Origin of the sequence: Micromonospora sp. NPDC047548 (assembly GCF_040642975.1) — a bacterium.
Lineage (GTDB): Bacteria > Actinomycetota > Actinomycetes > Mycobacteriales > Micromonosporaceae > Micromonospora.
In genome coordinates this window covers 190,922-217,401 of record NZ_JBEYTI010000001.1, presented here as the reverse complement: position 1 = coordinate 217,401, position 26,480 = coordinate 190,922, and the positions used below count along the sequence as shown (strand labels likewise).

Below are 26,480 nucleotides of genomic sequence, written 5' to 3'. Positions count from 1 at the left end.
GCACAGGGGCGCCCGGCGGGGCCGGCCTTACAGGCCGAGCAGCGCGCGGGCCTCGGCGGTGGTCAGCGGCGGACGCTGGGCGAGCTGGGCGAAACCGACCGCCCGGGCGACCAGCTGCATGTTGGACTCCACCGGCTGACCCTTGGCGTACGTGACCGTGTCCTCCATGCCGACCCGCAGGTGACCGCCGGTCGAGAGCGAGGCCAGCATCACCGGGAGGGTGCTGCGCCCGATGCCGGTGGCCGAGAAGGTGGCGCCCTCCGGCAGGTCGCGCAGCGCCTGGTGGGCGGCGACCAGCGCCTGCGTGGTGCCCGGCATGCCACCGGGCACGCCCATCACGAAGTCGACGTGCACGTGACCGCCGTGCGGCAGCCCGTACTTGCCGAGCAGCCGCTGGAGGGCGGTGAGGTGGCCGAGGTCGAAGATCTCGTACTCGGGGACGATGCCGCGCTCCTGCATCCGGGTGTGCAGGCCGACGATGAACTCCCACCGGTTGAGGAAGACGTCGTCGCCGAAGTTCAGCGTGCCCATGGTGCAGGAGGCCATGTCCGGCCCGGCGTCGAGCACGGCCAGGCGGGCGGACTCCGGGTCGGTCACCGCGCCGCCGGAGGAGAGCTGCACGATCAGGTCGGTGCCCTCCCGCAGCGCCGCCACGGTCTCCCGCAGCCGGCCCTGGTCCAGGGTCGGCTTCGCCCCGTCGTCGCGGATGTGGACGTGGATCACGGCGGCACCGAGCGCCTCGCACTCCTTGGCGGTCAGCAGCAGCTCGTCGAGGGTCACCGGCAGTGCCGGTACCTCCGCCTTGGCCGACTCCGCGCCGGTGGGGGCAACCGTGATCAACGTACCTGTCGTCATGCCGGCGATCCTAGACGCCCCGCTCGGCCGGGTCGACCGCCGGACTGAACGCGGGTTCAGGACGGGTCGATCGCCGCGGCGGTCTCCCCCACCAGCAGGCGGGCGTCGTCGGGGACGTTGCGCTTGACCACGGCGAGGGCGACCTGCCCCAGCTCGTAGTGGTGCACCGCGGTGCCGACGAAGCCGACCGCGCGGCCGTCCCGGGTCACCGGCGTGCCGGCGGCCGGCGGCTGGTCGGTGGTCACCCCGTCCAGGTGCAGCAGTACGAGCCGGCGCGGCGGCCTGCCCATGTTGTGTACCCGGGCCACCGTCTCCTGCCCCCGGTAGCAGCCCTTTTCCAGGTGCACCGCCGGGGCGATCAGACCCACCTCGGCGGGGATGGTCCGGTGGTCGGTGTCCACCCCGACCCGGGCCCGCCGGGCGGCCGCCCGCACCGCCTCGTACGCCCACAGCCCGGCGACCGGCACCCCGTTGCCGCGCAGCTCGGCGACGACCTGGTCCATCGCCGGCCGGGGCACCAGCAGGTCCACGCCGAGCGGGCCCCGACGGGCCCAGCCGCCGACGGGCAGCGGCCGCACGTCGTACACGGCGGTGGGCCGGGACGGCAGCTCGCCGGAGCGGAACTTGGGGCCCGGCACCGCGACCACGTCGGGGTCGGCCAGGCCGGTCACGCCGAGCGCCGCGACGGCGCCGGCCGCCTCCGGACCGACCAGCGAGAGCAGCGCGTGGTCGGCGGTGGCGTCGCGCGGCTCGACCCGGCTGAAGAACCGCATCCTCTCCAGGTACGACAGCAGCCCCTCGGTGGCGCCCGGCTCGGTGTCGAGCCAGGTCGTCTCGCCGTCCTCGGCGACCATGGCGTGCTGCTCGACGTGCCCGTGCGGGCTGAGCACCAGCAGCTCCGTGCCCTGCCAGGGCTTCAGCGCGGCCAGGTGCTGGCTGGTCAGCGTGTGCAGCCAGCCGATGCGCTCCTCGCCGGGCACCGCCAGCACGCCCCGGTGCGACCGGTCGACCAGGCCGACTCCGGTGGCCAGGGTGCGCTGCTCGCGCATCGGGTCGCCGTAGTGCGCGGCGACGCCCCGGACCCCGGCCGCACGGTGCGCCGGCTCCGGCTGGTCGCGGCTCTCCTCGTCGATCGCCTCGACGACCACCGCTCCCGCGATGTCGATCATTTTGGCTCCCCGTCCTCGCAGTGGCCGCAGACGCCGAAGAGCGCCACGTGCCCGATGTCGACCCGGAACCCGCGCTCGGCCACGAGCTGGTCGGCGAGGGGGCGGAGCAGCTCGGGATCGATCTCGTCGATCGCCCCGCACTCGCGGCAGACCAGGTGGACGTGCTGGTGCTCACCCGCCGCGTGGTAGGTCGGCGACCCGTGCGACAGATGGGTGTGGGTCACCAGCCCGAGCCGTTCCAGCAGCTCCAGGGTCCGGTAGATGGTGGTGATGTTGACGCCGGCGGCGACCTCCCGGACCGCCGTGTGCACCTGCTCCGGCGTGGCGTGGCCCAGGTCCAGCACGGCCTGGAGCACCAGCTGCCGCTGCGCCGTCAGCCGCAGCCCACGGGAGCGGAGCATTTCGGCGAGGGAGGATTCGGACATCGTCCGATCATAGTTCGGCGCCGGCACGTCATTCCGGGTCCGCCCGGCCGGGCGGCGGCCGGGCGCCCGGCCCGCTGGCTAGGCTCGGCGGTCATGGAGGCAACGAGGATCGCCGTGCTCGGCCGGGACGTCGTACCCGGCGGGGAGCCGGTGCTGCGCGGCGACGACCTCGGCGTGCTGCACGGCGACGGCCTCTTCGAGACCATGCACCTGCGCGGCGGGCAGCCCTGGCTGCGCGAGGCGCACCTGGCCCGGCTGCGGGCCGGCGCCGCCGCCCTGGCGCTGCCGCTGCCTGGCGAGGACGCCCTGGTGGAGCTGCTGGAGAGCGTGGCCGCCGGATGGCCGGCGGAGGTGGAGGGCGCGCTCCGGCTGGTCTGTACCCGGGGCCCCGAGGGCGGTGGCCTGCCGACCGTCTACGCCACCCTGGGCGAGGTCGCGCCGTCCGTCCGCCGGACCCGACGGGACGGCGTCACCGTGGCCACCCTGCCCCTCGGCGTGGCCGCGGCGGCCCGGCCGGAGCTGGGCTGGCTCCCCACCGGCGTCAAGTCCACCTCGTACGGGGCGAGCAGCGCCGCCCGGCGCTGGGCGGCACGCAACGGACTGGACGACGTGCTCTGGGTCTCCACCGACGGGTACGTGCTGGAGGGGCCGAGCGCGAACGTGATCTGGCTGGAGGGGCGGACGTTGTGCACCGTCCCGGCCGACACGACCGGCATCCTCCCCGGCACCACCTGCGCCTGGCTGCTCGCCCACGCCGGGGAGGTGGGGTTCGCCGCCGCCGAACGCATGACCACGACGCAGCGGCTGGTCGAGGCCGACGCCGTCTGGTTCACCTCGGCGGTGCGCGGCCTGGTGCAGTTCCGCACCCTGGACGCCACCCGCCTGCCCCACTCCCCCCACACGGCGACCCTTCAGGCCCTCCTGGCCCACCCCCTCCCCGGTTGATCGAGAAGTTCTGGTCAGCGGCCGCGCTCTCCGGGACGCAACTTCTTGATCATCGTGGGGAAACGGGTCGGGGTGGGGTCAGCCGGCCACCCGGGTGAGGCGGGCGGAGAGGTGGGGGGAGAGGGCGTGGCCCATGCCGGCCATCTCCTGGGCGTACAGCAGCGCGCCCTCGACGATGCCGAAGAGGCGAGCACCGGCGGTGACCTCCTTGGCGGTGGAGGTCCGCACGACCGCGTCGGTGGCGAACTCGATCTGGGTGCCGGTGCGCTTGCCGAGGTAGAGCTCCATGATCCCGGTGGGGCTCATCATCAGGGCCTCCAACTCGTCGGTGGCCCGCTCGCCGCTGAGCACCGGACGCCACCAGCCGACCTCACGCCCGGCGGGCCGGACCGGCCGGCTCTGCTCGTCGAGGATCCACGCCCGCGACTCGTAGAACAGGAACGGCCGGCCGTCGTGGCTGATCCGGATCTCCTGGGCGAAGTCGAAGTCCTCAATGGTGGGAAACCCGCCCCGGCCCCGACCACGCCACACCCCGACGTACGGCAGCAGGCCGTCGAGCGTCGGGTGCAGCTTCGGGCCGACCCGCAGGTCATGGCTCTCCTCGTACGGGTACTCCGCCACCGCCGGCGCGTTCAGCCACGGCGGCTGCAGCGGGTTCTCGTCCGACGGGTTCGCGCTCACCGGCTACCAACGTCCTCTCGATATTCGTACAGCAAGGTAGGCCAGGCCACCGGCGAGCGCGCCCAGGCCTGCGACCAGCAGGCTGACGAACCCGATCTCGGTAACCATCATGGTCATCCTATGCTGGGGGTCATGGCCCGCACTCTCGTCGTCAAGGCCACCGCCGGGGCGGACGCGCCGGAGCGGTGCGCCCAGGCCTTCACGGTCGCCGCCACCGCCGCCGCAGCCGGGGTGGAGGTGTCGCTCTGGCTGACCGGCGAGTCGACCTGGTTCGCCCTCCCCGGTCGCGCGGAGCAGTTCGAGCTGCCGCACTCGGCGCCCCTGGCCGAACTGCTGCACGTCATCCTCACCACCGGCCGGGTCACCGCCTGCACGCAGTGCGCCGCCCGGCGGGACATCGGCCCGGGGGACGTGCTGCCCGGCGTACGCATCGCGGGCGCGGCCGTCTTCGTCGAGGAGGCGATGGCCGAGGGGGCCCAGGCGCTGGTCTACTGACCGCAGCCGCACCCCGCACGACCACCGACCACCTCCGGGCCGGGAGGTCAGCAGCCGGTGGAGGCGGAGACCCGTACCTGCTCGCCGGTCGCGTCGGCCAGGACGACGACCGCGCCGCGCCGGTAGGCGTACACCTCGGGGGTGTCCACCACCGCGACACCGGCGGCCAGCGGCTTCAGCCCGGCCAGCGACACCGGCGCGGGACCGGCGGCGACCCACGCGGTCCGGGCGACCCCGCCGCCGGGGCAGGGCGCGACCACCTGCTCCGGCGGGGTGCCCGCCGGCCGGCCCAGCGCACGCAGCGCCTCGTCCAGGGTCGGCTCGCCGGGATACCCGGGCAGGAGCGTCGCGTACTCCACGTCGTCCGGCCGGCAGCCGCTGTCAGCCGTCAGCCGGACCCGGCCGGGGCTGACCACCCGGCCCTGCACCGCGACGAACTCACCAGCGTCGGCCCGCAGCCGTGGACCGTTCGAGCTGGGGTGGACCCCGGCCCGCCAGTCCGCCGGAAGCCGGCCGGCGATCGCCTCCAGCAGCGCCCGCTCGCCGCCGTCGGCCACCACCACGTCCAGGTCCCGGACCAGCGTCGCGCCGTCGTCCATCGGGGTGACCCGGCAGCCCCGGTCGAGCCGGGGCGCGGCCAGCTCCCACGCCCCGTCGCCGGTGGCGGCGACGAGCTGTCCGAGCGCCCGGTCGACCACCGGGCCGGCCTCGGCGAGGGTGCGCTGCTCGCGCACGGTCGGTGGGTCGTGCCGCACGGACCACCAGGTGAGCGCGCCAAGCAGCACCGCCCAGAGCACGGTCGCGGCCAGCAGCCAGCGCGGCCACCCGCGGGTGGGCGCCGGCTCGGGAGGACCAGTCGGCGGGGCCCACCCCGCCTGGACAGCACCGCTCACCCGCCCATCGTGTCACGCACCCGCCGCCCCCTCCGGCCGGCCCCGATCACGGTCCAACCATGGCAGACGGGCGGGGCCGGTCACCCCGGGTGGGGTGACCGGCCCCGGGCCGATCAGAGGGTGGGTCAGGCGACCGTCACGGAGACCTCGTTGATCCCCCGCCCGGCGATCACGGCGGTGTCGCCGTTGCCGTGCCGGGACAGCGCCCGCAGCGTCCAGCTGCCCGGCGCGGCGAAGAAGCGGAACTGCCCGGCCGGGGAGGTGACCACCTCGGCGGTGAACTCACCGGTCGAGTCGAGCAGCCGGACGTACGCGCCCGGCACGGCCTCGCCCGCGTCGGAGCGGACCACACCGGTGATGACGGTTTCCTTCTCCAGGTCCAGGCTGGCCGGCAGCGGCGCGGCCTGGTCCGGAGCGGCGCAACCCGCGGCGGTAGGGGCGGTGGGAGCAGTCATCTCAGGCCTCCCCGCCAGAGCTGTCCGACCCGGCTCCGCCGGGAGTATCGCCGAGTGCCACCGGCACGCCGACCAGCGAGCCGTACTCGGTCCAGGATCCGTCGTAGTTCTTCACGTTGCGGTGGCCGAGCAGCTCCTGCAGCACGAACCAGGTGTGCGAGGAGCGCTCGCCGATCCGGCAGTAGGCGATGGTCTCCTTGCCGTCGTCCAGCCCGGCGTCGGCGTAGATCCTGCGCAGCTCGTCGTCGGACTTGAAGGTGCCGTCCTCGTTGGCCGACTTGGACCAGGGCACGCTGATCGCGGTGGGGATGTGCCCGGCCCGCTGCGCCTGCTCCTGGGGGAGGTGGGCGGGGGCGAGCAGCCGGCCGGCGAACTCGTCGGGGCTGCGCACGTCGACCAGGTTCTTGGCGCCGATGGCGTCGACCACCTCGTCGCGGAAGGCGCGGATCGAGGTGTCCGGCTCCTGCGCGACGTACTCGGTCTCCGGGCGGGTCACCGGGTCGGTGACCAGCGGGCGGGCGTCCAGCTCCCACTTCTTGCGGCCGCCGTCGAGCAGCTTGACGTCGCGGTGGCCGTAAAGCTTGAAGTACCAGTACGCGTACGCGGCGAACCAGTTGTTGTTGCCGCCGTACAGGATCACGGTGTCGTCGTTGCCGATGCCCCGCTCGGAGAGCAGCGCCTCGAACTGGACCTTGTTGACGAAGTCCCGGCGGACCGGGTCCTGGAGGTCGGTCCTCCAGTCCAGCTTGATCGCACCGGCGATGTGGCCGGTGTCGTACGCCGAGGTGTCCTCGTCGACCTCGACGAAGACGACGCCCGGGGCGTCGATGTTCTTCTCGGCCCACTCGGCCGAGACGAGTGCGGTGTCGCGACTCATCAGATCACTCCCTGGTGAGGTGGATGGTGAGCCAGCGCGGGATCGAAATCGGTGATTGTCGCACCACGCGCGGGACCCATAGAGGAACGGATCACGGGTTCGTGCGACGGCGCCGCTGCCGGGCGTACGGTGGGAGAGCACCGGGGAGGGTACGCGGACCCTGAAAGCCGGTTGGCCGCTAGGCGGCCGGAGACAGCCCCGCCGTCAGATGACGGAGCGACACAGGCAGGTGGCCACGCGGCACAGGTCGACCGCGCGCCGTTTGGTGAGGTGCGTCCCCATGAGTAGGGAGCCTAGCAGCCGTCCCGGAGAGCGCCATCGATCCGACCAGCATGCGGGACACGCAGCAGGACACGGCGACGGCCCGGCCGTGCGGCCGGGCCGTCGCCACGCCACCGACTCAGCCGGCGGAGTTGATCGGTACGTCCGTCGCGTCGGCGGTCACCGCCAGCCCCTCCGGCCTCGGCTCGACCTTGCGGACGTTGAGCTGGAACGGCAACTTGGGCAGAGGCACATCGATCGAGATGCTCTTGGCGTAGTTGCTCAGCAGCGTCCGGGCCAGCGGCACCGCCGGCAGCCCCTCGGCCGTCAGGTCGTTGAAGCGCAGGGCCACCTTGTTGCCCTCGGCGACGGTCACCTCGGCGGTGCCGGTGACGGTGAGCCTCTGCCCCAGGATGTCCACCGGGGCGGTGACGACGAGCTTGCCGTTCTGCTCGCCGAGCTTCAGCCCGGGGCGGTCCAGCAGGGCGGCGAGGCTGTCGTAGGTGACGGTGCCGGTGCCGTCGACCCTCTCGGCGATCACGTCGCCGTTGCCCGAACGGAGGGTGTCCAGCGAGGCCCGCACGTCGCGGGCGGCCACGTCCAGCCGGGGCAGACGGACCGCGTTGCCCTCCACCGAACCCCGCACGTCGGTCAGCACGATGGAGATCCGCTCGTAGCGTCCGTCGAGCACCTGGGTCAGGAACGGGAAGCCGCCGACGTCGACCTTGGGCGGGGCGGACTGGGCCTTCTGCTTGGCAACCTCCTGCTTCACCTGGTCGGCGATGGCCCGCTCGGCCACCCCGGCCGCCACCCGGTCGGCCACGACCAGCAGCCCGACCAGGAGCAGCCCCAGGACGGCCAGCGTGACCAGCACCTTGCGCCCCCGCCGCCGGGGACGCTCCTCGTACGCGGGGTACGCCTCTGCCACGCCGCCTCCTTGTCCGTCGCCGTCGCGGTCCCGCGACGCCCGTCTCCACCGGCGCCACCACGCGGCGCACCGTTGGTACCCGACGGGTGGAAGGCTCAACCGTAGGTCAGAGGAAGAGCACGGACATCGCGTACGCGGCCGGCGCGGCCAGCGCGAACCCGCCGAGCGGCCCCTGCATGTGCCGGGCGATCCACAGCGTCGGCGGCTCGCCGGCCATCAGCCGGCCCGCTTCGGCGTACCCGACGGCGAGGTCGGCCAGCACGGCCGTGGCGGCGGTGACCAGGCCGATCAGCGCCGCGCTGGTCGGGGTGAAGCCGACCAGGTAGCTGCCGAGCACCGCGCTGGTCAGGGTGCCGATCATCGCGCCGGCCACCACGCCGGCCGCGCCGCGTGGCACCTGCGGGGCGAGCCGGGGCCAGGGCAGCACCGCGTCGGTGAGCCGGGCGACGGTGAGCGCGACACCGGTGGCGGCCAGGCAGACGGTGATGGCCTGGGTGCCGGCCGGGATCCGGCTGAGCGTGATCAGCGTGGCGAACGCGACGACCCCGACCACGATGAGCAGGGTGGTGCCGAGCGAGTCGGTGACCCGGATCCGGTCCACCCGGCGGACGAGCTGACCCAGCACGCCGAGGACGAAACCGCCCGCGGCGACGTATCCGAGCGGCGCGAGGCCGGCGATGTCGGACTGTACCGCGGCGACGTCCGCCGCCCCGGCGACGGCGGCGCTGACGACCGCGACCAGCATCAGGGCGGGCGGGCGCATGGCCATCGTCCAGGCGAGGACGAAGAGCAGCTGCACGCCGAAGACGATGAAGGCGAAGGGCAGCCGGTGCCCGGGCCCGGCGGTCTGCGCGCCGAGCACCAGACCGACGCCGAGCAGCGCGGCGAAGCCCGCGACGGTCAGCGAGAGTGGCTTGCGCACGTCGACCGGCTCGACGACCTCCTCCTCCGGCTCCGCCGCCTCGTCGTCGGGCCGGCGGGGCGCGCCGCCCTTGCGGGCCCGGCGCGGCCCGCGCTCCCGCCGCTGCTCTCCGTCGTCGGCCGGGCCGGTACGCGGGCCGGGCGGAAGGCCACGGGCGGGGCCGGCCGGCCCCGGGCGGGCGTCGTCGGCCCACGGGTCGCGGCCGGTCTCGGGCGAGGTGGAGGGAAACACGCCCCGATCGTGCCAGACCAGGAGGCTCCGGCGGAGGTCGCGGTTTCAGCAACGTTAAAACCTGCGGCACGATCATGGGCAGAACCGACAAAGGGTATAGGACGAACGGGTCCCACCTGGGCAATCCGTTAGGCTCAAGCCGTTACCCGCCCGTCAGCGACGCCGGGACCCACGCTAGTTCGCAGCGCCACGCCCCTCGGGGCTGCCGCTGGTCGCGCGCGGCTTCGGCCGTCGGGACGGAGGTGATCGTGTGGAGATCCTGTTGCTGGTGACCGCGCGCGCAGGTGAACCATCGGCAGTGCTGCCGGCGCTCGACCTGCTGCCGCACTCGGTCCGCACCGCACCCCGCGACGTCCGCACCCTGGTCGCCGGGCCGAGCCCGGACACGGTGCTGGTGGACGCGCGTTCCGAGCTGAGCGAGGCGCGGGCGACCTGCCGCATGCTGCACGCCACCGGCCTCGGGGTGCCGCTGGTGGCGGTGGTGACCGAGGCGGGGCTGATCGCGCTGAACGCCGACTGGGGCGTGGACGACGTCATCCTGGCCAGCGCCGGTCCGGCCGAGGTGGAGGCCCGGCTGCGCCTCGCGGTCGGCCGGCTGAGCAACGCCACCGCCGGCGCCGGCGGCTCGATCCGGGCCGGCGAGCTCACCATCGACCCGGACACCTACGCGGCCAAGTTGAAGGGCCGGCCGCTCGACCTCACCTACAAGGAGTTCGAGCTGCTGAAATTCCTGGCCCAGCACCCGGGTCGGGTATTCACCCGGGACCAACTGCTCCGCGAGGTCTGGGGGTACGACTACTTCGGCGGCACCCGGACGGTGGACGTGCACGTCCGGCGGCTGCGGGCCAAACTCGGCTCGGAGTACGAGTCGATGATCGGCACGGTCCGTCAGGTGGGCTACAAGTTCGTGGTCCCGCCGTCGCGGTCGCTGCCCGAGGCGGAGCCCGCCCCGCTGCCGGTCTGAGCGGAGCACGTCTGCCGCCGGTCTGCGCCCGACCGCCGCAGTTCCACCCGTCTGGAGCGCCCTTTCCGATACGCCCTTTTTGCCCCTCTCGCCGGTTCTAGTCTCATTGACGAGTTGGCGGCGAGAGGGGCGACGGTGATGACCACGGGGGCGACGAGGGTGCCGGTTCGCGGTCCACACCGGCGGTGGCGCTGATGGGCCCCCGGACCACCGGCCGCGCCGTCGGCGTCGTCGTCCTCGTGCTGGCCGCCCTGCTCGGCTCCGCGTACGCGCTCGGCCGGAGCCTGCTCGACGACCCACCGCGATCCGGCACCGGCACCACGGCCAGCGTTCACGGCGCCGAGTACGGCGAGCAGTCGGCCGGGGGCCCCTCCCCCGAGGGCACGCCGTCGGGCCGCGCCGAGGCCGGGCAGGACGGCCACCGGGCGGCCGAGAGCCTGGACGACGGCCTGTTCGGCAGCCGGGTGACCACCGGCTCCTCCGAGGTGGCGCTCACCTTCGACGACGGGCCGGACCCGCAGTACACCCCGCAGGTGCTGGAGGTGCTCCGCGAGTTCCACGTCCGGGCCACCTTCTGCGTGGTCGGCGAGAACGTGCAGAACCACCCGGACCTGATCCGGGCGATCGTGGCCGACGGGCACACCCTGTGCAACCACTCCTGGAAGCACGACGTGCAACTGGGCCAACGCTCCCCCAACACGATCCGCGCCGACCTGCTGCGGACCAACCAGGCGATCCGGGACGCCGTGCCCGACGCCCCCATCGCCTGGTACCGACAGCCCGGCGGGGCCTGGACGTACCCGGTGGTGTCGGTCGCCGAGGAACTGGGGATGACCCCGCTGCACTGGAACGTCGACCCGTCGGACTGGCAGGCGCCCGGCGCCACCCGGATCACCGCCCTGGTCACCCGGGGCGCCGGGCCCGGCTCGATCGTGCTGATGCACGACGCCGGCGGGAACCGGCAGGGGACGGTCGACGCGCTGCACCGCATCCTGCCCGACCTGACCAGCCGGTTCCGCCTGGAGGCGCTGCCGGTCGACGGCATCACCTGAGCCTCGCCGTCGATCGGGCTACGGTGACGGGGTGAGTAGCGCGGAACCGACGACCGACCGGGTGGCCCGGGCCGACCGACTCGCCCCGGCCGAGGTGGCCGAGGCCCTGGCGCTGGCCCGCCTCGTGGGTGACGCCGACGGCGCGGACCCGTTCGACGAGCACACGCTGCTGCGGCTGCGCGACCCGGAGGCGGCCGCCGTGCACCTGACCGCCCGCGCCGCCGACGGCACCCTGACCGGGTACGCCCACCTGGACACCGCCGACCCGGCGGCCGGCGTCGGGGCGGAGCTGGCGGTGCACCCGGCGTACCGGCGGCGGGGCACCGGCCGGGCGCTGGCCCGGGGCGTGCTGGCGGCGGCGTCCGGACCGCTGCGGGCGTGGGCGCACGGGGACCACCCGTCCGCCGCGGCGCTCGCGGTCGACCTGGGCTTCGTCCGGGCCCGGGTGCTCTGGCAGTTGCGCCGCCCGCTGGCCGCCGCGCTGCCCGCGCCCCGGTTGCCGGACGGCGTCGCGCTGCGCGCCTTCCGCCCCGGCGCGGACGACGAGGCCTGGCTCGCACTGAACGCCCGAGCCTTCGCCACGCACCCGGAGCAGGGCCGGTGGGCCGCGGCCGACCTGCGGACCCGGCTGGCCGAGCCGTGGTTCGACCCGGCCGGCTTCCTGCTCGCCGTCGAGGAGGCCAGCGGCCGGCTGCTCGGCTTCCACTGGACCAAGGTGCACGAGCGCCCGGGCTCGGCCCGGATCGGCGAGGTCTACGTGCTCGGGGTGGACCCGTCCGCGCACGGCGGCGGGCTCGGCCGCGCGCTGACCACCGCCGGGCTGGCCCACCTGCGGAACGCGCGGGGGCTGGACCGGGTGATGCTCTACGTCGACGAGTCGAACACGGGCGCGATGGCACTCTACGAGCGGCTCGGTTTCGCCCGCTGGTGCGGGCACGTCAACTACCGGCTGGGCTGAGCCGACGGGCGGACGTCCGCCGGGCCTCGTCGTCGGCGGCGACGAGGCCCGGCGGGTCGGCCGCGGCCGCAGGTGGGTCGACGGGCGGCCGCCGGCCTTTGCCGCCCTGGACGCCCCTGCCGAGGCCGCCCGCCTGGTCACCGCACGGTAACGGCAATGCATCGGCACGATAACGCCGGACCGGGAAAGTCGGATAAATGGCGATAGCAGGACGGCAGTTCACCTATCGGACAACCGTCACTCAGGCAGCGGCCACCCCTCCGGTCGTGCTTGTTCATCCTCCGTTCACTTCTGACCGGCAAATCGTCTACCTGGCACTTCTAGCTTTCGTGTCAGCCGGTCAGCGCCGGAACCCGGGCCCCATCCGGGTGGACCAAAGACGTGAAGGGAAACCCCTCAGGTGAAGCTCCAGCGGCACGGCACCATCGCCTGCCTCGCTCTTACCGCGGTGCTCGGCCTCAGTGCATGCGGGTCGGACAACAACGACTCGGCCGGCACCTCCGCCTCGGCTTCCGCCAGCGCGGACTGCGCCAAGGGCACGCTGAACGCGCAGGGCTCCTCCGCGCAGAAGAACGCGATGGCCGAATGGATCAAGGCGTACCAGCAGAAGTGCGCCGGTTCGACCATCAACTACGAGCCGACCGGCTCGGGCGCCGGCATCCAGGCCTTCATCGCGGGCACCGCCGACTTCGCCGGCTCGGACTCCGCCCTGAAGGAGGAGGAGAAGCCGCAGGCCGACGCCAAGTGCGTCGGTGGCCAGGCGCTCAACCTGCCGATGGTGATCGGCCCGGTCGCGGTCGTCTACAACGTCGGTGGCGTGGACAACCTCCAGCTCACGCCGGCCACGCTGGCGAAGATCTTCGCCGGCCAGGTCACCAAGTGGGACGACGCGGCGATCAAGGCCGACAACCCCGACGCCAAGCTGCCGTCCACCGCGATCCAGGCGGTGCACCGCTCTGACGAGTCCGGCACCACGGACAACTTCACCAAGTACCTCTCGAAGACCGCCGCGGCGGACTGGACCTTCGGCAACAACAAGGCGTGGAAGGCCCCGGGTGGCGTCGGCGCCGCAAAGTCCGACGGCGTGGCCGGCAAGGTCAAGAGCACCGAGGGCACGATCAGCTACGTCGAGTGGTCCTACGCCGAGAACTCGGGTCTCAAGAAGGCCAAGATCCAGAATGGCGCGGGCGAGTTCACCGAGCTGACCGCCGAGTCGGCCGGCAAGACCATCGCCGGGGCCAAGGTCGAGGGCCAGGGCGACGACCTGAAGATGTCGATCGACTACAACACCAAGGAGGCTGGGGCGTACCCGATCGTCCTGGTGACCTACGAGATCGTCTGCAGCAAGGGCACCCCGGCCGACAAGCTTCCGCTGGTCAAGGGCCTGCTCGGCCACGCCGCCAGCGCGGAGGGCCAGGCCGACCTGGTCGAGCTGGGCTACGCCCCGCTGCCCGACTCGGTCCGCACCAAGGTCGAGGCCGCGGTCAAGAACCTCTCCTGACCCGCACCACCACCTTCTCAATTCGAAGCGAGCGAGCAGATGGGTGAAACCCCTCCGCGCTCGGCACACGCCGGCACCGGCGGGACCAGCGTGACCTCCGGTCACGACTGGCCCGCCGGTGCCTCGGCGCGTCTGGCCGAGACCTCAGTCAGCACCGGCACCCCGGGTGGGAACGGGATGGGCGGCGGTGGAGCGCTGCCCCGGGCCCGTGCCTTCGGCGCGGAACGCGCGTTCCGCGGGCTCACCCTGGCCGCCGGCATCGCCGTGCTGGTCATCATCGCGGCGATCGCGGTCTTCCTGATCGCCAAGGCCGTCCCGGCGCTGCGGGCCAACACCGAGAACTTCTGGACCTTCGAGGGCTGGTTCCCCAACGAGAACCCGCCCACGTTCGGCATCGGCGCGCTCGCCTTCGGCACCGTGCTCACCGCGCTGCTCGCGCTGCTCATGGCGGTGCCGGTGGCGTTGGGCATCGCCCTCTACCTCTCCCACTACGCGCCGCGCCGGCTGGGCAACGGCCTCGGGTTCCTGATCGACCTGCTGGCCGCCGTCCCCAGCGTGGTCTTCGGCCTGTGGGGTCGGGACTACCTGGTCGGCCCCATCTCGGACCTGTCGGCGTGGCTGAACAAGTACTTCAGCTGGATCCCGATCTTCGGCGGCGACGGGCCGTTCGGAAACTCGATCCTGCTCGGCTCGGTGGTACTGGCGATCATGGTGCTGCCGATCATCACCTCGCTCTCCCGTGAGGTGTTCCTGCAGACCCCGACCGCCAACGAGGAGGCCGCGCTCGCGCTGGGCGCCACCCGTTGGGAGATGCTGCGCACCGCGGTGCTGCCGTACGGGCGGCCGGGCATCATCGCCGCCGTCATGCTCGGCCTCGGCCGGGCGCTCGGCGAGACCATCGCGCTGGCGCTGACCCTCGGCTCCACCTACGCCATCTCGTTCAACATCCTGGAGAGCGGCGGCAACACCATCGCGGCGAACATCGCGAACCGGTTCGCCGAGGCGAACGACACCGGCCGGGGCGCCCTGATCGCCTCCGGTCTGGTTCTCTTCGCCATCACCCTGATCGTCAACATCACCGCCCGGGCGATCATCTACCGCCGCCGCGAGTTCACGGAGTCGGCCGCATGACCACCACCATCACCTCACACCGTCCCCGCCCGCCGGCGCAGCCGGACACCCTCCGGGCCCGGCGGCTGCCCGCGTACGCCGCCCCCGCCATCGCGGTGGCGGCCCTGCTGCTCTCGGCGGGCATCGTCTACGGCGCGGGCATCGGCGGCCCGGTCCTCGTCGTGGTGGTCGGCGCGCTGCTCTACCTGGCCGGTCTCTTCGCTGCGGCGAACGCCGTCGAGGGGCGCCGCTCGGCCCGCAACCGCACCTGGAGCGCGCTGATCCACTCCGCCTTCGTGCTGGCGGTGCTGCCGCTGGCCTCGGTGGTCTGGACCCTGGTCAGCAAGGGCGCGGAACGCCTCGACGGGGACTTCTTCGGCACCTCGATGAACAACATCGGGGCCCGGGACGCCGGCGGCGGCGCGTACCACGCCATCGTCGGGACGCTGGAGCAGGTCGGCATCGCCACCCTGATCACCGTCCCGCTCGGCATCCTCTGCGCCATCTACATCGTCGAGTACGGCCGGGGCCGGTTCGCCTTCGCGATCCGGTTCTTCGTCGACGTGATGACCGGCATCCCGTCGATCGTCACCGGCCTCTTCGTGCTGGCGTTCTGGGTCCTGATCGTCTCGCCGATCTTCAACGACGGCCGGCCCGGTTTCTCCGGCTTCGCCGCCGCGCTCGCGCTCGGCGTGCTGATGCTGCCGACCGTGGTCCGCTCCACCGAGGAGATGCTGCGTCTCGTCCCGGCGCCGCTGCGCGAGGGCGCGTACGCCCTCGGCGTGCCGAAGTGGAAGACCATCCTGCGGGTCGTACTGCCGACGGCACTTCCGGGCATCGTCACCGGCGTCATGCTCGCCGTCGCGCGGGCCGCCGGCGAGACCGCCCCGGTGCTGCTCGTCGCCGGTGGCGGCGCGGCGATCAACTTCAACCCGTTCGAGAACAACCAGTCGTCGCTGGCCCTCTTCGTCTACCAGCAGGCGGGCGAGGCCTCGAAGTACTCGCCGGCACGGGCGTGGACCGCGGCGCTGACCCTGGTCGCCCTCGTGCTCGTCCTGACCATCGCGGCGAAGTTGCTGGCCCGTCGCAACCGGCTCGGCCGATGAACCCTGGAGGTACCACCACCATGGCCAAGCGCATCGACGCCACGAACGTGACCGCCTACTACGGCGCCTTCAAGGCGATCGAGAACATCAACCTGACGGTCGAGCCGAAGACGGTGACCGCCCTGATCGGGCCGTCCGGCTGCGGCAAGTCGACCTTCCTGCGCTCGATCAACCGGATGCACGAGGTGCTCCCCGGCGCCCGGGTCGAGGGCAGCCTGACCATCGACGGTCAGGACATCTACGACCGGGACGTGGACGTCACCGCGGTCCGGCGGACCATCGGCATGGTCTTCCAGCGCCCCAACCCCTTCCCCACCATGAGCATCTTCGAGAACGTGGTGGCCGGGCTGCGGCTCAACGGCGTACGGAAGAAGTCCATCCTGGACGAGGCCGCCGAGAAGGCGCTGCGCTCGGCCAACCTCTGGGACGAGGTGAAGAACCGGCTGGGCAAGCCGGGCGCCGGCCTCTCCGGCGGTCAGCAGCAGCGGCTCTGCATCGCCCGTACCATCGCGGTCGAGCCGCAGGTGGTGCTGATGGACGAGCCCTGCTCGGCGCTGGACCCGATCTCCACGCTGGCCATCGAGGACCTGATGTTCCAGCTCAAGGACAAGTTCACCATCATCATCGTCACGCACAACATGCAGCAGGCCGCCCGGGTCTCGGACCGGACCGCCTTCTTCTCCATCGAGAAGACCGGCGACCCGGGCCGGCTGATCGAGTACGACTACACCCAGAAGATCTTCAGCAACCCGAGCGTGAAGAAGACCGAGGACTACATCACCGGCCGCTTCGGCTGAGCCGCTGGTTCCCGGTCCGTGAGGGGCGTCGGTCGCGCTGACCGGCGCCCCTCGACGTGTCCGGCCCTCGGTCCGTCCGGGCCTCGGCGAACCCGGCGAGGAACGCCCAGACGTCCCCCGCCCCGCCGTCTGGCGGGCGCCGTGGGCCGCGCGGGGGCTCCACCTCGTGGGTCGCCAGCGGCCACGCCGCCTGCGGCACTTCGCGATTGCGGCGAGTCGCGCCTACCAACTGTCGAGGACACCGCGACACGCCGCAAACGGCGGGCAGCGGACCGAACCGGGTGGCGGACCGGACCGCGGGTGCGGCTGGCGGTGGGGCGAGGCGTCAGCCCAGCACGAAGCGGGGTTCGCCGTCCTCGGGGAGGTCCAGGCGCGGGGCGACCGGGGTGGCGGCGTCCCGGTCGGCTGCCGCCCCCGCCACGCCGGCCAGGTCACCGGCGGCGACCACCTGGGCCAGGGTGACCAGCGTCGGCGGCAGCATGGTCAGCTCGCCGGCCTCGGCCCGGGCCAGGGCGTCCGCCGGGCGGACCCACATGGTGTGGTCGGCCTCGCCGGAGACGTCCCGGGTCCGCTGCCCCTCCGGCAGCAGGGCCACGAAGAAGTACGTGTCGAAGCGGCGCGGCTCGAACTCCGGGGTGATCCACCGGCTCCACGGCAGCAGCAGGTCCGACCGGAGCGTCAGCCGCCGCCCGGCGAGCAGATCGGCGAAGCCCACCCGGCGTGCCTCCAGGTCCTGCCGGGCGGCCTCCCAGTCGTCGCCGCTGACGTCGCCGACCACGGTCGAGGCGTCCGGGCCGGCCAGCAGCACGCCGGCCTCCTCGAAGACCTCCCGGGCGGCGGCGCAGACCACGGCCTGGGCGGCCGCCGGGGCCACCCCCAGCCGGCCGGCCCACTCCGCCGGCTCCGGGCCGGCCCAGTCCAGGTGCGCCTGGGAGTCGGAGCGGTCCACCCCGCCACCGGGGAAGGCGTACATCCCGCCGAAGGCCATCGCGGCGACCCGGCGGATGACGTACACCTCGAAGTCGGGGCCGGCCGGGCGCAGCAGCAGCACGGTGGCCGCGACCTTCGGCACCGCGGGGGTGCCGCCCTCGGCGCGGAACCGGCGGGCGTGCTCGACCAGGGCGGCCGGGGCGGCGAAGCCGTCACTGTCGATCGTCATCCCGCGAGCCTAGTTCCCGACCGGCGGATCGCCCGTCCGGCCTGGGGTCGATCTTCGTTAGCCTGGCCGGCATGACGCGTTGGGGCATCCTGGCCACCGGGCACATCGCCGGCCGCTTCGCCGAGGACCTGCGGCTGGTACCGGGGGCCGAACCGGTCGCGGTCGGCTCGCGGACCGCCGAGAGCGCGGAGCGGTTCGCCGCCCGGCACGGCATCCCGCGCGCGTACGCCTCCTGGGCGGAGTTGGCCGCCGACCCGGACCTCGACGTGGTCTACGTGGCCACCCCGCACGCCGCCCACCACGAGGCGACCCGGGTCTGCCTGGACGCCGGCCGGGCGGTGCTGGTGGAGAAGCCGTTCACCCTCGACCTGGCCACCAGCACCGCGCTGGTCGGGTCAGCCCGCGCCCGTGGGGTCTTCCTGATGGAGGCCATGTGGATGCGATGCAACCCGGTCATCCTGCGGATGGTCCAGCTGATCGCCGATGGGGCGATCGGCGAGGTGACCAGCGTACGGGCCGACTTCGGCGCGGCCGGGCCGTTCCCGCCGGAGCACCGGATGCGGGCCCGCACCCTCGGCGGCGGCGCCCTGCTCGACCTCGGCGTCTACCCGGTGAGCCTGGCCCACCTGCTGCTCGGCGTGCCCCAGCACGTGCACGCCTGGGCGAAGCTCGGCCCGGAGGGCGTGGACGAGAACACCGGCATCGTCCTCGGGTACGACTCGGGCGCGGTCGCCACGCTCAGCTGCGGCATGGTCGGCGCGACCGCGATCACCGCCTCGATCACCGGCACCCTCGGCCGGATCGACCTGCCCGAGCCGTTCTACCGGCCGGGCGCGGCGGTGCTGCACCGGGCCGGCGCCGAGCCGGAGACGATCCCCGCCGACCTCACCGGCGGCGGCTACCAGTACGAGGCCGCCGAGGTGCAGCGCTGCCTGGCGGCGGGGCTGACCGAGAGCCCGCTGGTGCCGCACTCCGCCACTCTGGAGGTGATGGGGCTGCTGGACGGCATCCGGGAGCGGATCGGCGTCGACTACGCGTGAGGGGCTCCCTGCCAGTGGCGGGGAGCCCCTCGACGGGCGGTGCGGCCGGGATCAGAACAGCGGCCGGACCACCAGGTAGGTCAGGCAGGCGATCAGCGCGGCCGCCGGGAAGGTGATGATCCAGGCGAGCACGATGTTGCCGGCGACGTTCCAGCGCACCGCGGAGAGCCGCTTGGTGGCGCCCACACCCATGATCGCCGAGGTGATCGTGTGGGTGGTGGAGATCGGTGCCTTCAGCACCAGGGCGTTGAAGTAGAGCACCGCGCTGGCCACCGTCTCGGCGGCGAAGCCCTCCGGCGGACCCAGGTCAATGATCTTGCGGCCCAGGGTGCGGATGATCCGCCAGCCACCGGCGTAGGTGCCCAGCGCCAGCATGGTCGCCGAGGTCCAGAACACCCAGCCGGGGATGTGCGTCTTGTCGCTCTGGAAACCACCGGTGTAGAGGGCCAGGACCACGATGCCCATGGTCTTGGCGGCGTCCTGCATGCCGTGGCCGACCGACATGGCCGCCGCCGAGGCGGTCTGCGCCCAGCGGAAGCCCCGGTTGAGCTTGCCCGGCTGCCCCTTCCGGAACAGCCACAGGATGGCCAGCATCACCAGGTAACCGAGGGTGAGGCCGACGATCGGCGACAGGATCATCGGGATGATGACCTTCTGGCCGATGTTGGCCCACTGCACGATGCCGCCGGTGGCGAGCAGGGTCGCCCCGACCAGGCCGCCGAAGAGGGCATGCGAGGAGGACGACGGCAGGCCGAAGTACCAGGTGATCAGGTTCCACGCGATCGCGCCGAGCACCCCGGCGAAGACCACCCCCAGGCTGGCCACGCCGGTGGGCAGGGTGACCAGGCCGTCGCCGACGGTCTTGGCCACGCCGGCGCCGAAGTGCGCGCCGACGAAGTTGCCGACCGCGGCCAGCAGAAGGGCGATCCGGGGGGTCAGCGCCCGGGTGGAGACGCTGGTCGCGATCGCGTTGGCGGCGTCGTGGAAGCCGTTGGTGTAGTCGAACACCAGGGCCACTCCGATCACCGCCAGCACAGCGATGAGTTCGGGTGTCACAGTCACCGGATCAGGACTCCTTGACCGCGATGGTCTCGACGGTGTTGGCCACGTGCTCGAAGGCGTCGCAGGCGGCCTCCAGCTCGTCGGCGACCTCCTTCATCTTCAGCACGGTGAGCGCGTCGTACTCGCCGGAGAAGAGCCGGACCAGCAGCATCCGGTACGCCTGGTCGCCGTCGTTCTCCAGCCGGTTGCACTCGATCCAGTAGTCCTCGAGGTCCTTCATCGACTTCAGCCGGGGCATCGCCTCGGCGGTCAGCTTGGCCTGCTGGTCGAGGACGTTCACCAGCTCGTGCAGCTCGCGCGGGAGCGCCGGCAGCTTGGTGAGGCCGTACAGGTAGAGCAGGTTGCCGACCGCCTCCAGGTGGTCCATCACGTCGTCGAGCAGCGAGCCCAGCCGATAGATGTCCTCCCGGTCGAACGGGGTGATGAAGGTAGAGTTGATCTTCTTGTACAGCTCGTGGGTGATCTGGTCGCTGTCGTGCTCGACCTCGGTCAACCGCTCGCTGACCGACTGGACGTCGACGCCGGGCAGGGCCAGCTCGTTGAGCAGCTCGGTACCCCGCACCAGGTTCTGCGCGGCCCTGGTGAAGAGCTCATAGAAAGCGCCCTCGGTGGGACGGAAGGAAAACTTCACAGCACGGACCTCGTCGTGTCGGTGGAAGGGTGGCCGACGCCGCCGGGACGTCCGCTCTGGGCATGCTAAGGACACGGCAGAACCGGGAATTCCCCGGCCCACCCCTGGTCAGACCTCATTTACCGGCCGTTCACCCGCCGTTAACCTTCACGCCTTCGTCCCCGGTTCGCAACCGCTCGCGCTCCCGCGCCACGTCGAAACCGGCAGCCGGACACCCCAGCCGCAGATCGACGAACGTCTCCCGCAGCAGGTGGGCCACCGCCCAGTCCCGGTACCACTTGCGGTCCGCCGGCACCACGAACCAGGGCGCGGCCTGCGTGCCGCACCGCTCCAGCGCCTCGGCGTACGCGGCCTGGTAGTCGTCTTTCCGAGAAAGAGTGGCTTCCGGGGCCGGAATGACCCCTCTTTCGCTGAAAGTGCGGCCACTCGGAGGTGCGCGGGTTCTCGCGCGCCAGAGGGTGGCGGGTTCTGGAGCTGTGGGGAGGGGGGAGGATGTGGCCGGGTGGGGAGGGGTGAGTGGTGTGGCGGGGGACCGGGTAAGCGAGTTCGAGGCCGAGCGTGGACGGCTGATGGCGGTGGCGTACCGGATGCTGGGCAGCCGGAGCGAGGCCGAGGACGCCGTCCAGGAGACCTGGCTGCGCTACGCCGGCGCGCTCGGCGACCCGGCCGCCCGCGCCGAGGTGCGGCACCTGGGCGGCTGGCTCACCACCACCTGCGCCCGGATCTGCCTCGACGTGCTCCGCTCGGCCCGCGTACGGCGGGAGACGTACCCGGGGCAGTGGCTGCCCGAGCCGCTGGTGACCCCGCTGGGCCCGGCCCCGGAGCCGGACGGCTTCGCCCCCGACCCGGCCGAGCGGGCCGTCCGCCGCGACCAGCTCGGCACCGCCCTGCTGGTGGTGCTGGAACGGCTCACCCCCGAGCAACGGGTGGCCTTCGTGCTGCACGACGTCTTCGCGGTTCCGTTCGGCCAGATCGCCGAGGCGCTCGGCACCAGCCCCGAGGCGGCCCGGCAGCTCGCCAGCCGGGCCCGCCGCGCGGTCAACGCCCCGGGCGCGCCCCGGCACACCGCCGACCCGGCCGAGCAGCAGCGGGTGGTGTCCGCCTTCGTGGCCGCCACCGAGTCGGGCGAACTGGACGCGCTGATGCGGGTGCTGGCGCCGGACGTGGTGCTGATCGGCGACGGCGGCGGGCACTTCCCGGCGGCCCGCCGGCCGATCGCCGGGGCCGACAAGGTGGCCCGGTTCACCCTCGGCCTCTTCGGCCAGGCCGGCCGGTACGGCCAGCGGGTGCGTGCCCGGCCGGTGCTGGTGGACGGCGCGCTCGGGCTGCAGTTCGAAGCCGCCCGGGACGACGGGCAGGTCCTACGGCTGGTCAGCGCGTTCGCGGTGGACAGGGGCCGGATCACCGGCATCTTCAACCAGCTCAACCCGGAGAAGCTGACCCGGCTGGCGGACATCGACGCCGGGGACGGCTGGCCGCCCCGCTGGTGAGCCGGCTCAGACCACCAGGGCCAGCCACTTCCGGTAACACGTGGCGAACGGCTCGGTGCCGTCGCCCAACGCGCCGAGCAGCCAGCGCGACGCCGCCTCCGCCTCGGCCACCAGGGCGGCGGGATAGCCGAATCGTTCCCGGTGCTCGGCGAACTCGTCCTCGTCGCGCAGCTCGACCGCCCCGGTGGCGCGCCGGCGCACCACGTCCAGGTCGAGGTCGAACAGGTGCACGGTGTCGTCGCCCTCCCAGCGGGCCGGGCTGGTGATGTCGCAGTAGACCTCGCTGGTCCGCGGCGGCGGGTTGAACATGCCCGTCCACCAGGCATGGTGCGGCACCAGGAGCACGAACGGGATCTGCTCGACCGAGGGCCGGCCGTGGTAGACCGACTCGGTGCCGGCCGGTATGCCCAGCCAGACCCCGAGGTCGTCCTCGGTGAGGCGGCGGGCGCGGTAGTCGCGGTGGGCGCTGCCGTCGTACTTGCGGTAGATCACACGGACCACATCGCTCGGCATGAGTCGCACCCTAACCGATTCCGCCCAATGGTCGCTGCGGGGAAGTAACCGGACCCGGTGAATGGGATTCCGTACCGTCACCACGCCACACCGGGGCGGGGGCACGCCCGGCGTCGGGGCCGGCGGGTACCGTCGCACGGTGACTCCGCCCCGCACCGCCACCGGTTCCGCCACCCCGTCGGCCCGTGGCGGCCGGCGTCGGGGCGCCCGGCCCAGCGGCGGCGAGCTGCTGGCCGCCGCGGTCGGCGCGGTGCCCGGCGGCGCGGCCCGCCCGGGCCAGCAGCAGATGACCGAGGCGATCGAGCGCAGCACCACCTCCGGCGAGCACCTGCTGGTGCAGGCCGGCACCGGCACCGGCAAGTCGCTGGCCTACCTCGCCCCGGCGCTGACCGTGGACGGCCCGGTGGTGGTCTCCACCGCCACCCTGGCGTTGCAGTCCCAGCTGGTCGACCACGACCTGCCCCGGCTGGCCGACGCGGTGGAGCCGCTGCTCGGCCGGCGGCCCACCTTCGCGGTGCTCAAGGGCCGGCACCACTACCTCTGCCTGGCCCGGCTGGACAACTCGACCGAGGACGAGCCGGAGGACACCCTCTTCGACGCCCCGGCGGCGCGGCCCGGCGGCGGCACGAAGTGGCTCGGCGAGGCCGGCCGGCTGGGCAAGCAGATCCAGCGGCTGCGCGACTGGGCCGACGAGACCGCCACCGGTGACCGCGACGAGCTGGACCCGGGCGTCGACGACCAGGCCTGGCGGCTGGTCTCCATGCCGGCGCGGGAGTGCGTCGGGGCGGGCCGCTGCCCGTTCGGCGCGGAGTGCTTCGCCGAGGCGTCCCGGGCCCGCGCCCGGGAGGCCGACATCGTGGTCACCAACCACAGCCTGCTCGCGGTCGACATGATCGCCGGCCGGCACATCGTGCCGCCGCACAAGCTGCTGATCGTGGACGAGGCGCACGAGCTGGCCGACCGGGTCTCCTCGGCGGCCCAGGCCGAGCTGGTGCCGGAGCTGGTCGACCGGTCCGCCCGACGGGCCCGGCCGCTGCTGAAGCCGGACGTGGCCGAGCGGCTGACCGAGGCCGGCGACGCGCTCGCCGTCGGGCTGGCGGAGGCGCCGGCCGGGCGGATCACCGCGGGCCTACCGGCCCCGCTGCGGGAGGCGTGCACGCTGCTCGACGCGGCGACCCGGGCCGCGCTCGACGCACTCGGCGACGTGAAGGCCGACGACCCGGACCCGGTACGCAAGCAGCAGGCCAAGGCGGTGCTGGACGAGCTCTCCACCACCGCCCAGCGGCTGCTGGAGGAGGCCGACCACGACGTGGCCTGGGTGGAGAAGCCGGAGAACGGCACCCGCCGGGCGCTGGTGGTCGCGCCGCTGTCGGTCGCCGGCACCCTCGCCACCCACCTGTACGACGAGCGCACCGTGGTCGCCACCTCGGCCACGCTGGCGCTGGGCGGACGCTTCGACACGGTGGCCCGGGCGTTGGGGCTGGACGCTCCCCCGCCCGCCCCGCCGTCGCCGGCCGCCGCCGCGCTGGCCGCCACCGCCACCGCCTCCGCCGCAAGGCGGGCCGGCACACCGGGCACCGGAGCCGAGGCCGGCGCGACCGACGGGGTGGCGGTCGCCGCGGGCAGCCGGGCCGCAACCGGCACCGTGCCGGCCACCGAGGGGCCGGGCTGGCGGTCGATGGACGTCGGCTCCCCGTTCGACTACGCCCGGCAGGGCATCCTCTACGTCGCCGCGCACCTGCCCCGCCCGCGCGTGTCGGGGCTGCCCGAGGCCGCGGGCGATGAATTGCTGGGGCTGGTCGGCGCGCTCGGTGGGCGTACCCTCGGGCTCTTCTCCTCCCGGCGGGCCGCGCAGCAGGCCGCGGAGCTGCTGCGCGCGCGGACGGACCTGCCGGTGCTGCTCCAGGGCGAGGAGGCGCTGCCGCTGCTGGTCCGCCGGTTCCGGGAGGAGCGGTCGAGCTGCCTGTTCGGGGTGATGTCGCTCTGGCAGGGGGTGGACGTCCCCGGCGACTCGTGCCAGCTCGTGGTGATCGACCGGCTGCCCTTCCCGCGCCCCGACGAGCCGCTGGCCGCGGCCCGGGCGGCGGCGGTGGACGCCGGCGGCGGCTCCGGTTTCGCGGCGGTCAGCGTGCCCATCGCGGCGGTCCGGCTGGCCCAGGGGGTGGGCCGGCTGATCCGGGCGACCGGCGACCGGGGCGTCGTCGCGGTGCTCGACTCGCGGCTGGAGACGGCGCGCGGCTACGGCCCGTTCCTGCGCCGCTCGCTCCCCCCGTTCTGGTACACGACGCGCCCCGACGTCGCCCGCGGTGCCCTCGAACGCCTCGCCAGGGCCTGACCCCCACCCCGTCCCGCGCCCGGCCGGGCCGGGAAGCCGCAACATGCCGCAAGTGGCGACATGGCCCGCCCGGGAAGTCGCGACACGCCGAAAGTGGCGACCTGGCCCGCCCGGGAAGGCGCGACATGCCGCGAACGGCGGCAGCAGGGTGACCGCACGGGACGGGCCCGCCCCGCGTGGTGGCGCGGGCGGGCCCGGTGGTGGCGCGGGCCGGGTCAGGGGGCGTGGGAGGCGACCACCACCGCGTCCGGCGGGGTGTCCGGGACGGTACGGGCGGCGAGGCGGCGGACGGCGGTGTTGAGCACCGCGATCAGCGGCACCGCCACCAGCGCGCCGGTGATGCCGGCCAGGACCACGCCGGCCGCGATCCCGATGATCACGGCGAGCGGGTGGATGGCCACCGCCCGGCCCATGATCAGCGGCTGGAGCAGGTGCCCCTCGACCTGCTGCACGCCGATCACCACGCCGAGGATGATCAGCGCGGTCACCGGCCCGCTGTCGACCAGCGCCACCAGGACCGCCACGCCGCCGGAGAGCGCCGCGCCGACGATCGGGATGAACGCGCCCAGGAAGACCAGCGCGGCCAGCGGGAAGGCGAACGGGATGTCGAAGATGACCAGGAAGATGCCGATGCCCATCGCGTCGATGAAGGCGACCAGCACGGTGGCCCGCACGTAGGCGCCGAGCGTCGCCCAGGAGGCCCGGCCGGCGTCGTCGACCTTCCAGCGGGCGGCCACCGGCAGCAGCCGCACCAGGAACCGCCAGATCTTGTTGCCGTCCCGCAGGAAGAAGAAGGTGGCGAAGAGCACGAGGACGGCGCCGGTCAGCAGTTCCGCCAGGGTGGTCGCGGTGGAGAGCGCACCGCTGGTGAACTTCTCGGTGTTGCCGTTCACCCAGCCCTGCGCCTCGTCGATGTAGCGGTTGAGCTGGCCGTCCGAGAGATGCAGCGGGCCGGTCTTGAGCCAGTTCTGGATCTGCCGTACGCCCTGCGACGACCTCTCGCTCAGCTCCGGCACGCCCTGGATGAACTCGTTCACCACCAGGGTCAGCGTGCCGATCACCGCGGCCAGGCCGCCGACCAGCACCACCGCCGTCGCCAGCGACCTCGGGAACCGGGCCTTGAGCAGCCAGCCGACGGCCGGCGCCAGCAGCGCCGAGAGCAGCAGCGCCACCGCCAGCGGGATGATCACGATGCTGATCGTCCCGACGATCTTCAGCAGTGCCCAGGCGACCACGCCGATCACGATCAGCCGCCACGACCAGGCGGAGGCGATCCGCAGCGCGTGCGGGACGTCCGCGTCGTCGCGGCTGCTGGTCGAGTTGTGCATCGCCGCGGGCGGCTCCGCACCGACCACCGTCGCCGACGTCGGCGCCGCCGGACCCGGGGACGTCGGCGAGGCGGCTCCGGCCTCCTCCGGCACGTCGCCGGCGGCACCGGAACGACCGGAGCGCACCGACTCCCGCCCGGACTCGTAAGCGCGGCGGAGCCGGCCGCGTACCCGCTCGAAGCGGCTCAAGCGCACCTCCTCAGGAAGAAAACGGGCCGCCCAGGACGACGGTCCGGACAGGGCACGTCCGACAGCGCCCACCGTATGCCAGGTCCGCCACCCATTGCCCCTGCCCAC

Annotated in this window: 28 protein-coding genes and 1 pseudogene; 12 read left to right on the top strand and 17 right to left on the bottom strand. The window is 73.4% G+C overall.

Features of this window, described 5'->3' with window-relative positions:
* Positions 1 to 27: 27 nt before the first annotated feature.
* From ABZ807_RS01020 to ABZ807_RS01010, 3 genes are read right to left on the bottom strand one after another with little or no spacing between them, the layout of a single operon-like run.
* Positions 28 to 855: a 3-keto-5-aminohexanoate cleavage protein gene (locus ABZ807_RS01020; protein WP_357151183.1), complete on the bottom strand. Its 828-nt coding sequence runs from the start codon at positions 853 to 855 to the stop codon at positions 28 to 30.
* A gap of 56 nt (positions 856 to 911) precedes the next feature.
* On the bottom strand, positions 912 to 2,024 hold the full coding sequence (locus tag ABZ807_RS01015) for a folate-binding protein (protein ID WP_357151181.1): 1,113 nt from the start codon (positions 2,022 to 2,024) through the stop codon (positions 912 to 914).
* Complete coding sequence (locus ABZ807_RS01010; RefSeq protein WP_357151179.1) at positions 2,021 to 2,449, bottom strand: Fur family transcriptional regulator; 429 nt, start codon at positions 2,447 to 2,449, stop codon at positions 2,021 to 2,023. Before ABZ807_RS01010 ends, ABZ807_RS01015 begins: the two co-directional genes overlap by 4 nt.
* A gap of 93 nt (positions 2,450 to 2,542) precedes the next feature.
* On the opposite strand from ABZ807_RS01010, the gene ABZ807_RS01005 reads away from it, so the two are divergent.
* Positions 2,543 to 3,394, top strand: coding sequence for an aminotransferase class IV (locus tag ABZ807_RS01005; RefSeq protein WP_357151177.1), 852 nt, complete (start codon positions 2,543 to 2,545; stop codon positions 3,392 to 3,394).
* Between the two features lie 78 nt (positions 3,395 to 3,472).
* On the opposite strand, the gene ABZ807_RS01000 is transcribed toward ABZ807_RS01005, so the two are convergent.
* Entirely contained in the window at positions 3,473 to 4,075 is a 603-nt protein-coding gene (locus ABZ807_RS01000; protein WP_357151175.1) for an FABP family protein, read from the bottom strand.
* A gap of 3 nt (positions 4,076 to 4,078) precedes the next feature.
* Positions 4,079 to 4,183 (bottom strand): small membrane protein MtfM, encoded by a 105-nt coding sequence (gene mtfM / locus ABZ807_RS00995; protein WP_357151173.1) that lies wholly within the window; start codon positions 4,181 to 4,183, stop codon positions 4,079 to 4,081.
* 12 nt (positions 4,184 to 4,195) lie between these two features.
* On the opposite strand from mtfM, the gene ABZ807_RS00990 reads away from it, so the two are divergent.
* Positions 4,196 to 4,570 carry a DsrE family protein gene (locus ABZ807_RS00990; protein ID WP_154941606.1) on the top strand — a complete coding sequence of 125 codons (375 nt, stop codon included), beginning with the start codon at positions 4,196 to 4,198 and terminating at the stop codon, positions 4,568 to 4,570.
* 47 nt (positions 4,571 to 4,617) lie between these two features.
* On the opposite strand, the gene ABZ807_RS00985 is transcribed toward ABZ807_RS00990, so the two are convergent.
* The 6 genes from ABZ807_RS00985 to ABZ807_RS00960 form a co-directional block, all read right to left on the bottom strand.
* A complete protein-coding gene (locus tag ABZ807_RS00985) occupies positions 4,618 to 5,463 on the bottom strand; it encodes a hypothetical protein (RefSeq protein ID WP_357151171.1) in 846 nt (281 codons plus the stop codon).
* Between the two features lie 125 nt (positions 5,464 to 5,588).
* Entirely contained in the window at positions 5,589 to 5,918 is a 330-nt protein-coding gene (locus ABZ807_RS00980; RefSeq protein WP_357151169.1) for a DUF1416 domain-containing protein, read from the bottom strand.
* Between the two features lies 1 nt (position 5,919).
* Positions 5,920 to 6,795 carry a sulfurtransferase gene (locus ABZ807_RS00975; protein WP_357151167.1) on the bottom strand — a complete coding sequence of 292 codons (876 nt, stop codon included), beginning with the start codon at positions 6,793 to 6,795 and terminating at the stop codon, positions 5,920 to 5,922.
* A gap of 204 nt (positions 6,796 to 6,999) precedes the next feature.
* Positions 7,000 to 7,077: an Ms5788A family Cys-rich leader peptide gene (locus tag ABZ807_RS00970; protein ID WP_323135737.1), complete on the bottom strand. Its 78-nt coding sequence runs from the start codon at positions 7,075 to 7,077 to the stop codon at positions 7,000 to 7,002.
* A gap of 118 nt (positions 7,078 to 7,195) precedes the next feature.
* Positions 7,196 to 7,984, bottom strand: coding sequence for a DUF2993 domain-containing protein (locus tag ABZ807_RS00965; protein WP_357151165.1), 789 nt, complete (start codon positions 7,982 to 7,984; stop codon positions 7,196 to 7,198).
* Between the two features lie 106 nt (positions 7,985 to 8,090).
* Positions 8,091 to 9,137 (bottom strand): hypothetical protein, encoded by a 1,047-nt coding sequence (locus tag ABZ807_RS00960; RefSeq protein ID WP_357151163.1) that lies wholly within the window; start codon positions 9,135 to 9,137, stop codon positions 8,091 to 8,093.
* 250 nt (positions 9,138 to 9,387) lie between these two features.
* Between ABZ807_RS00960 and ABZ807_RS00955 the strand changes: the two genes are divergently transcribed.
* The 7 genes from ABZ807_RS00955 (at position 9,388) to pstB (ending at position 16,625) form a co-directional block, all read left to right on the top strand.
* Positions 9,388 to 10,101, top strand: a complete 714-nt coding sequence (locus ABZ807_RS00955; RefSeq protein ID WP_357151161.1) for a response regulator transcription factor — start codon at positions 9,388 to 9,390, stop codon at positions 10,099 to 10,101.
* Between the two features lie 194 nt (positions 10,102 to 10,295).
* Positions 10,296 to 11,153 (top strand): polysaccharide deacetylase family protein, encoded by an 858-nt coding sequence (locus tag ABZ807_RS00950; RefSeq protein ID WP_357151159.1) that lies wholly within the window; start codon positions 10,296 to 10,298, stop codon positions 11,151 to 11,153.
* Positions 11,154 to 11,184: 31 nt separating this feature from the next.
* Entirely contained in the window at positions 11,185 to 12,111 is a 927-nt protein-coding gene (gene mshD, locus ABZ807_RS00945; RefSeq protein WP_357151157.1) for a mycothiol synthase, read from the top strand.
* A 400-nt stretch (positions 12,112 to 12,511) separates the two neighbouring features.
* Positions 12,512 to 13,612 carry a phosphate ABC transporter substrate-binding protein PstS gene (gene pstS / locus ABZ807_RS00940; protein ID WP_357151155.1) on the top strand — a complete coding sequence of 367 codons (1,101 nt, stop codon included), beginning with the start codon at positions 12,512 to 12,514 and terminating at the stop codon, positions 13,610 to 13,612.
* 39 nt (positions 13,613 to 13,651) lie between these two features.
* Complete coding sequence (gene pstC / locus ABZ807_RS00935) at positions 13,652 to 14,743, top strand: phosphate ABC transporter permease subunit PstC (protein WP_357151153.1); 1,092 nt, start codon at positions 13,652 to 13,654, stop codon at positions 14,741 to 14,743.
* Positions 14,740 to 15,828, top strand: a complete 1,089-nt coding sequence (pstA, locus tag ABZ807_RS00930) for a phosphate ABC transporter permease PstA (RefSeq protein ID WP_357151151.1) — start codon at positions 14,740 to 14,742, stop codon at positions 15,826 to 15,828. Before pstC ends, pstA begins: the two co-directional genes overlap by 4 nt.
* A gap of 20 nt (positions 15,829 to 15,848) precedes the next feature.
* On the top strand, positions 15,849 to 16,625 hold the full coding sequence (pstB, locus tag ABZ807_RS00925) for a phosphate ABC transporter ATP-binding protein PstB (protein ID WP_357151149.1): 777 nt from the start codon (positions 15,849 to 15,851) through the stop codon (positions 16,623 to 16,625).
* Between the two features lie 325 nt (positions 16,626 to 16,950).
* Here pstB and ABZ807_RS00920 read toward each other — a convergent pair whose 3' ends face one another.
* Positions 16,951 to 17,784, bottom strand: coding sequence for an NUDIX hydrolase (locus ABZ807_RS00920; RefSeq protein ID WP_357151147.1), 834 nt, complete (start codon positions 17,782 to 17,784; stop codon positions 16,951 to 16,953).
* Positions 17,785 to 17,855: 71 nt separating this feature from the next.
* On the opposite strand from ABZ807_RS00920, the gene ABZ807_RS00915 reads away from it, so the two are divergent.
* Complete coding sequence (locus ABZ807_RS00915) at positions 17,856 to 18,824, top strand: Gfo/Idh/MocA family oxidoreductase (RefSeq protein ID WP_357151145.1); 969 nt, start codon at positions 17,856 to 17,858, stop codon at positions 18,822 to 18,824.
* A 51-nt stretch (positions 18,825 to 18,875) separates the two neighbouring features.
* Here the strand turns inward: ABZ807_RS00915 and ABZ807_RS00910 are convergent, their stop codons facing one another.
* The 3 genes and pseudogenes from ABZ807_RS00910 to ABZ807_RS00900 all read right to left on the bottom strand — a co-directional run.
* Positions 18,876 to 19,880, bottom strand: a complete 1,005-nt coding sequence (locus ABZ807_RS00910) for an inorganic phosphate transporter (RefSeq protein WP_357151472.1) — start codon at positions 19,878 to 19,880, stop codon at positions 18,876 to 18,878.
* Between the two features lie 10 nt (positions 19,881 to 19,890).
* Positions 19,891 to 20,517 carry a DUF47 family protein gene (locus ABZ807_RS00905; RefSeq protein WP_357151143.1) on the bottom strand — a complete coding sequence of 209 codons (627 nt, stop codon included), beginning with the start codon at positions 20,515 to 20,517 and terminating at the stop codon, positions 19,891 to 19,893.
* A gap of 130 nt (positions 20,518 to 20,647) precedes the next feature.
* Positions 20,648 to 20,890 (bottom strand): annotated as a pseudogene (locus tag ABZ807_RS00900) (hypothetical protein); the annotation flags it as partial.
* Between the two features lie 148 nt (positions 20,891 to 21,038).
* Between ABZ807_RS00900 and sigJ the strand changes: the two are divergent.
* Entirely contained in the window at positions 21,039 to 22,007 is a 969-nt protein-coding gene (gene sigJ, locus ABZ807_RS00895; RefSeq protein WP_357151470.1) for an RNA polymerase sigma factor SigJ, read from the top strand.
* Between the two features lie 6 nt (positions 22,008 to 22,013).
* Here the strand turns inward: sigJ and ABZ807_RS00890 are convergent, their stop codons facing one another.
* Positions 22,014 to 22,520, bottom strand: coding sequence for a DUF402 domain-containing protein (locus tag ABZ807_RS00890; RefSeq protein ID WP_357151141.1), 507 nt, complete (start codon positions 22,518 to 22,520; stop codon positions 22,014 to 22,016).
* Between the two features lie 139 nt (positions 22,521 to 22,659).
* Here ABZ807_RS00890 and ABZ807_RS00885 point away from each other — a divergent pair, with 139 nt between their 5' ends.
* Positions 22,660 to 24,855, top strand: coding sequence for an ATP-dependent DNA helicase (locus ABZ807_RS00885; protein WP_357151139.1), 2,196 nt, complete (start codon positions 22,660 to 22,662; stop codon positions 24,853 to 24,855).
* A gap of 215 nt (positions 24,856 to 25,070) precedes the next feature.
* On the opposite strand, the gene ABZ807_RS00880 is transcribed toward ABZ807_RS00885, so the two are convergent.
* A complete protein-coding gene (locus tag ABZ807_RS00880; protein WP_357151468.1) occupies positions 25,071 to 26,423 on the bottom strand; it encodes an AI-2E family transporter in 1,353 nt (450 codons plus the stop codon).
* Positions 26,424 to 26,480: the final 57 nt, after the last annotated feature.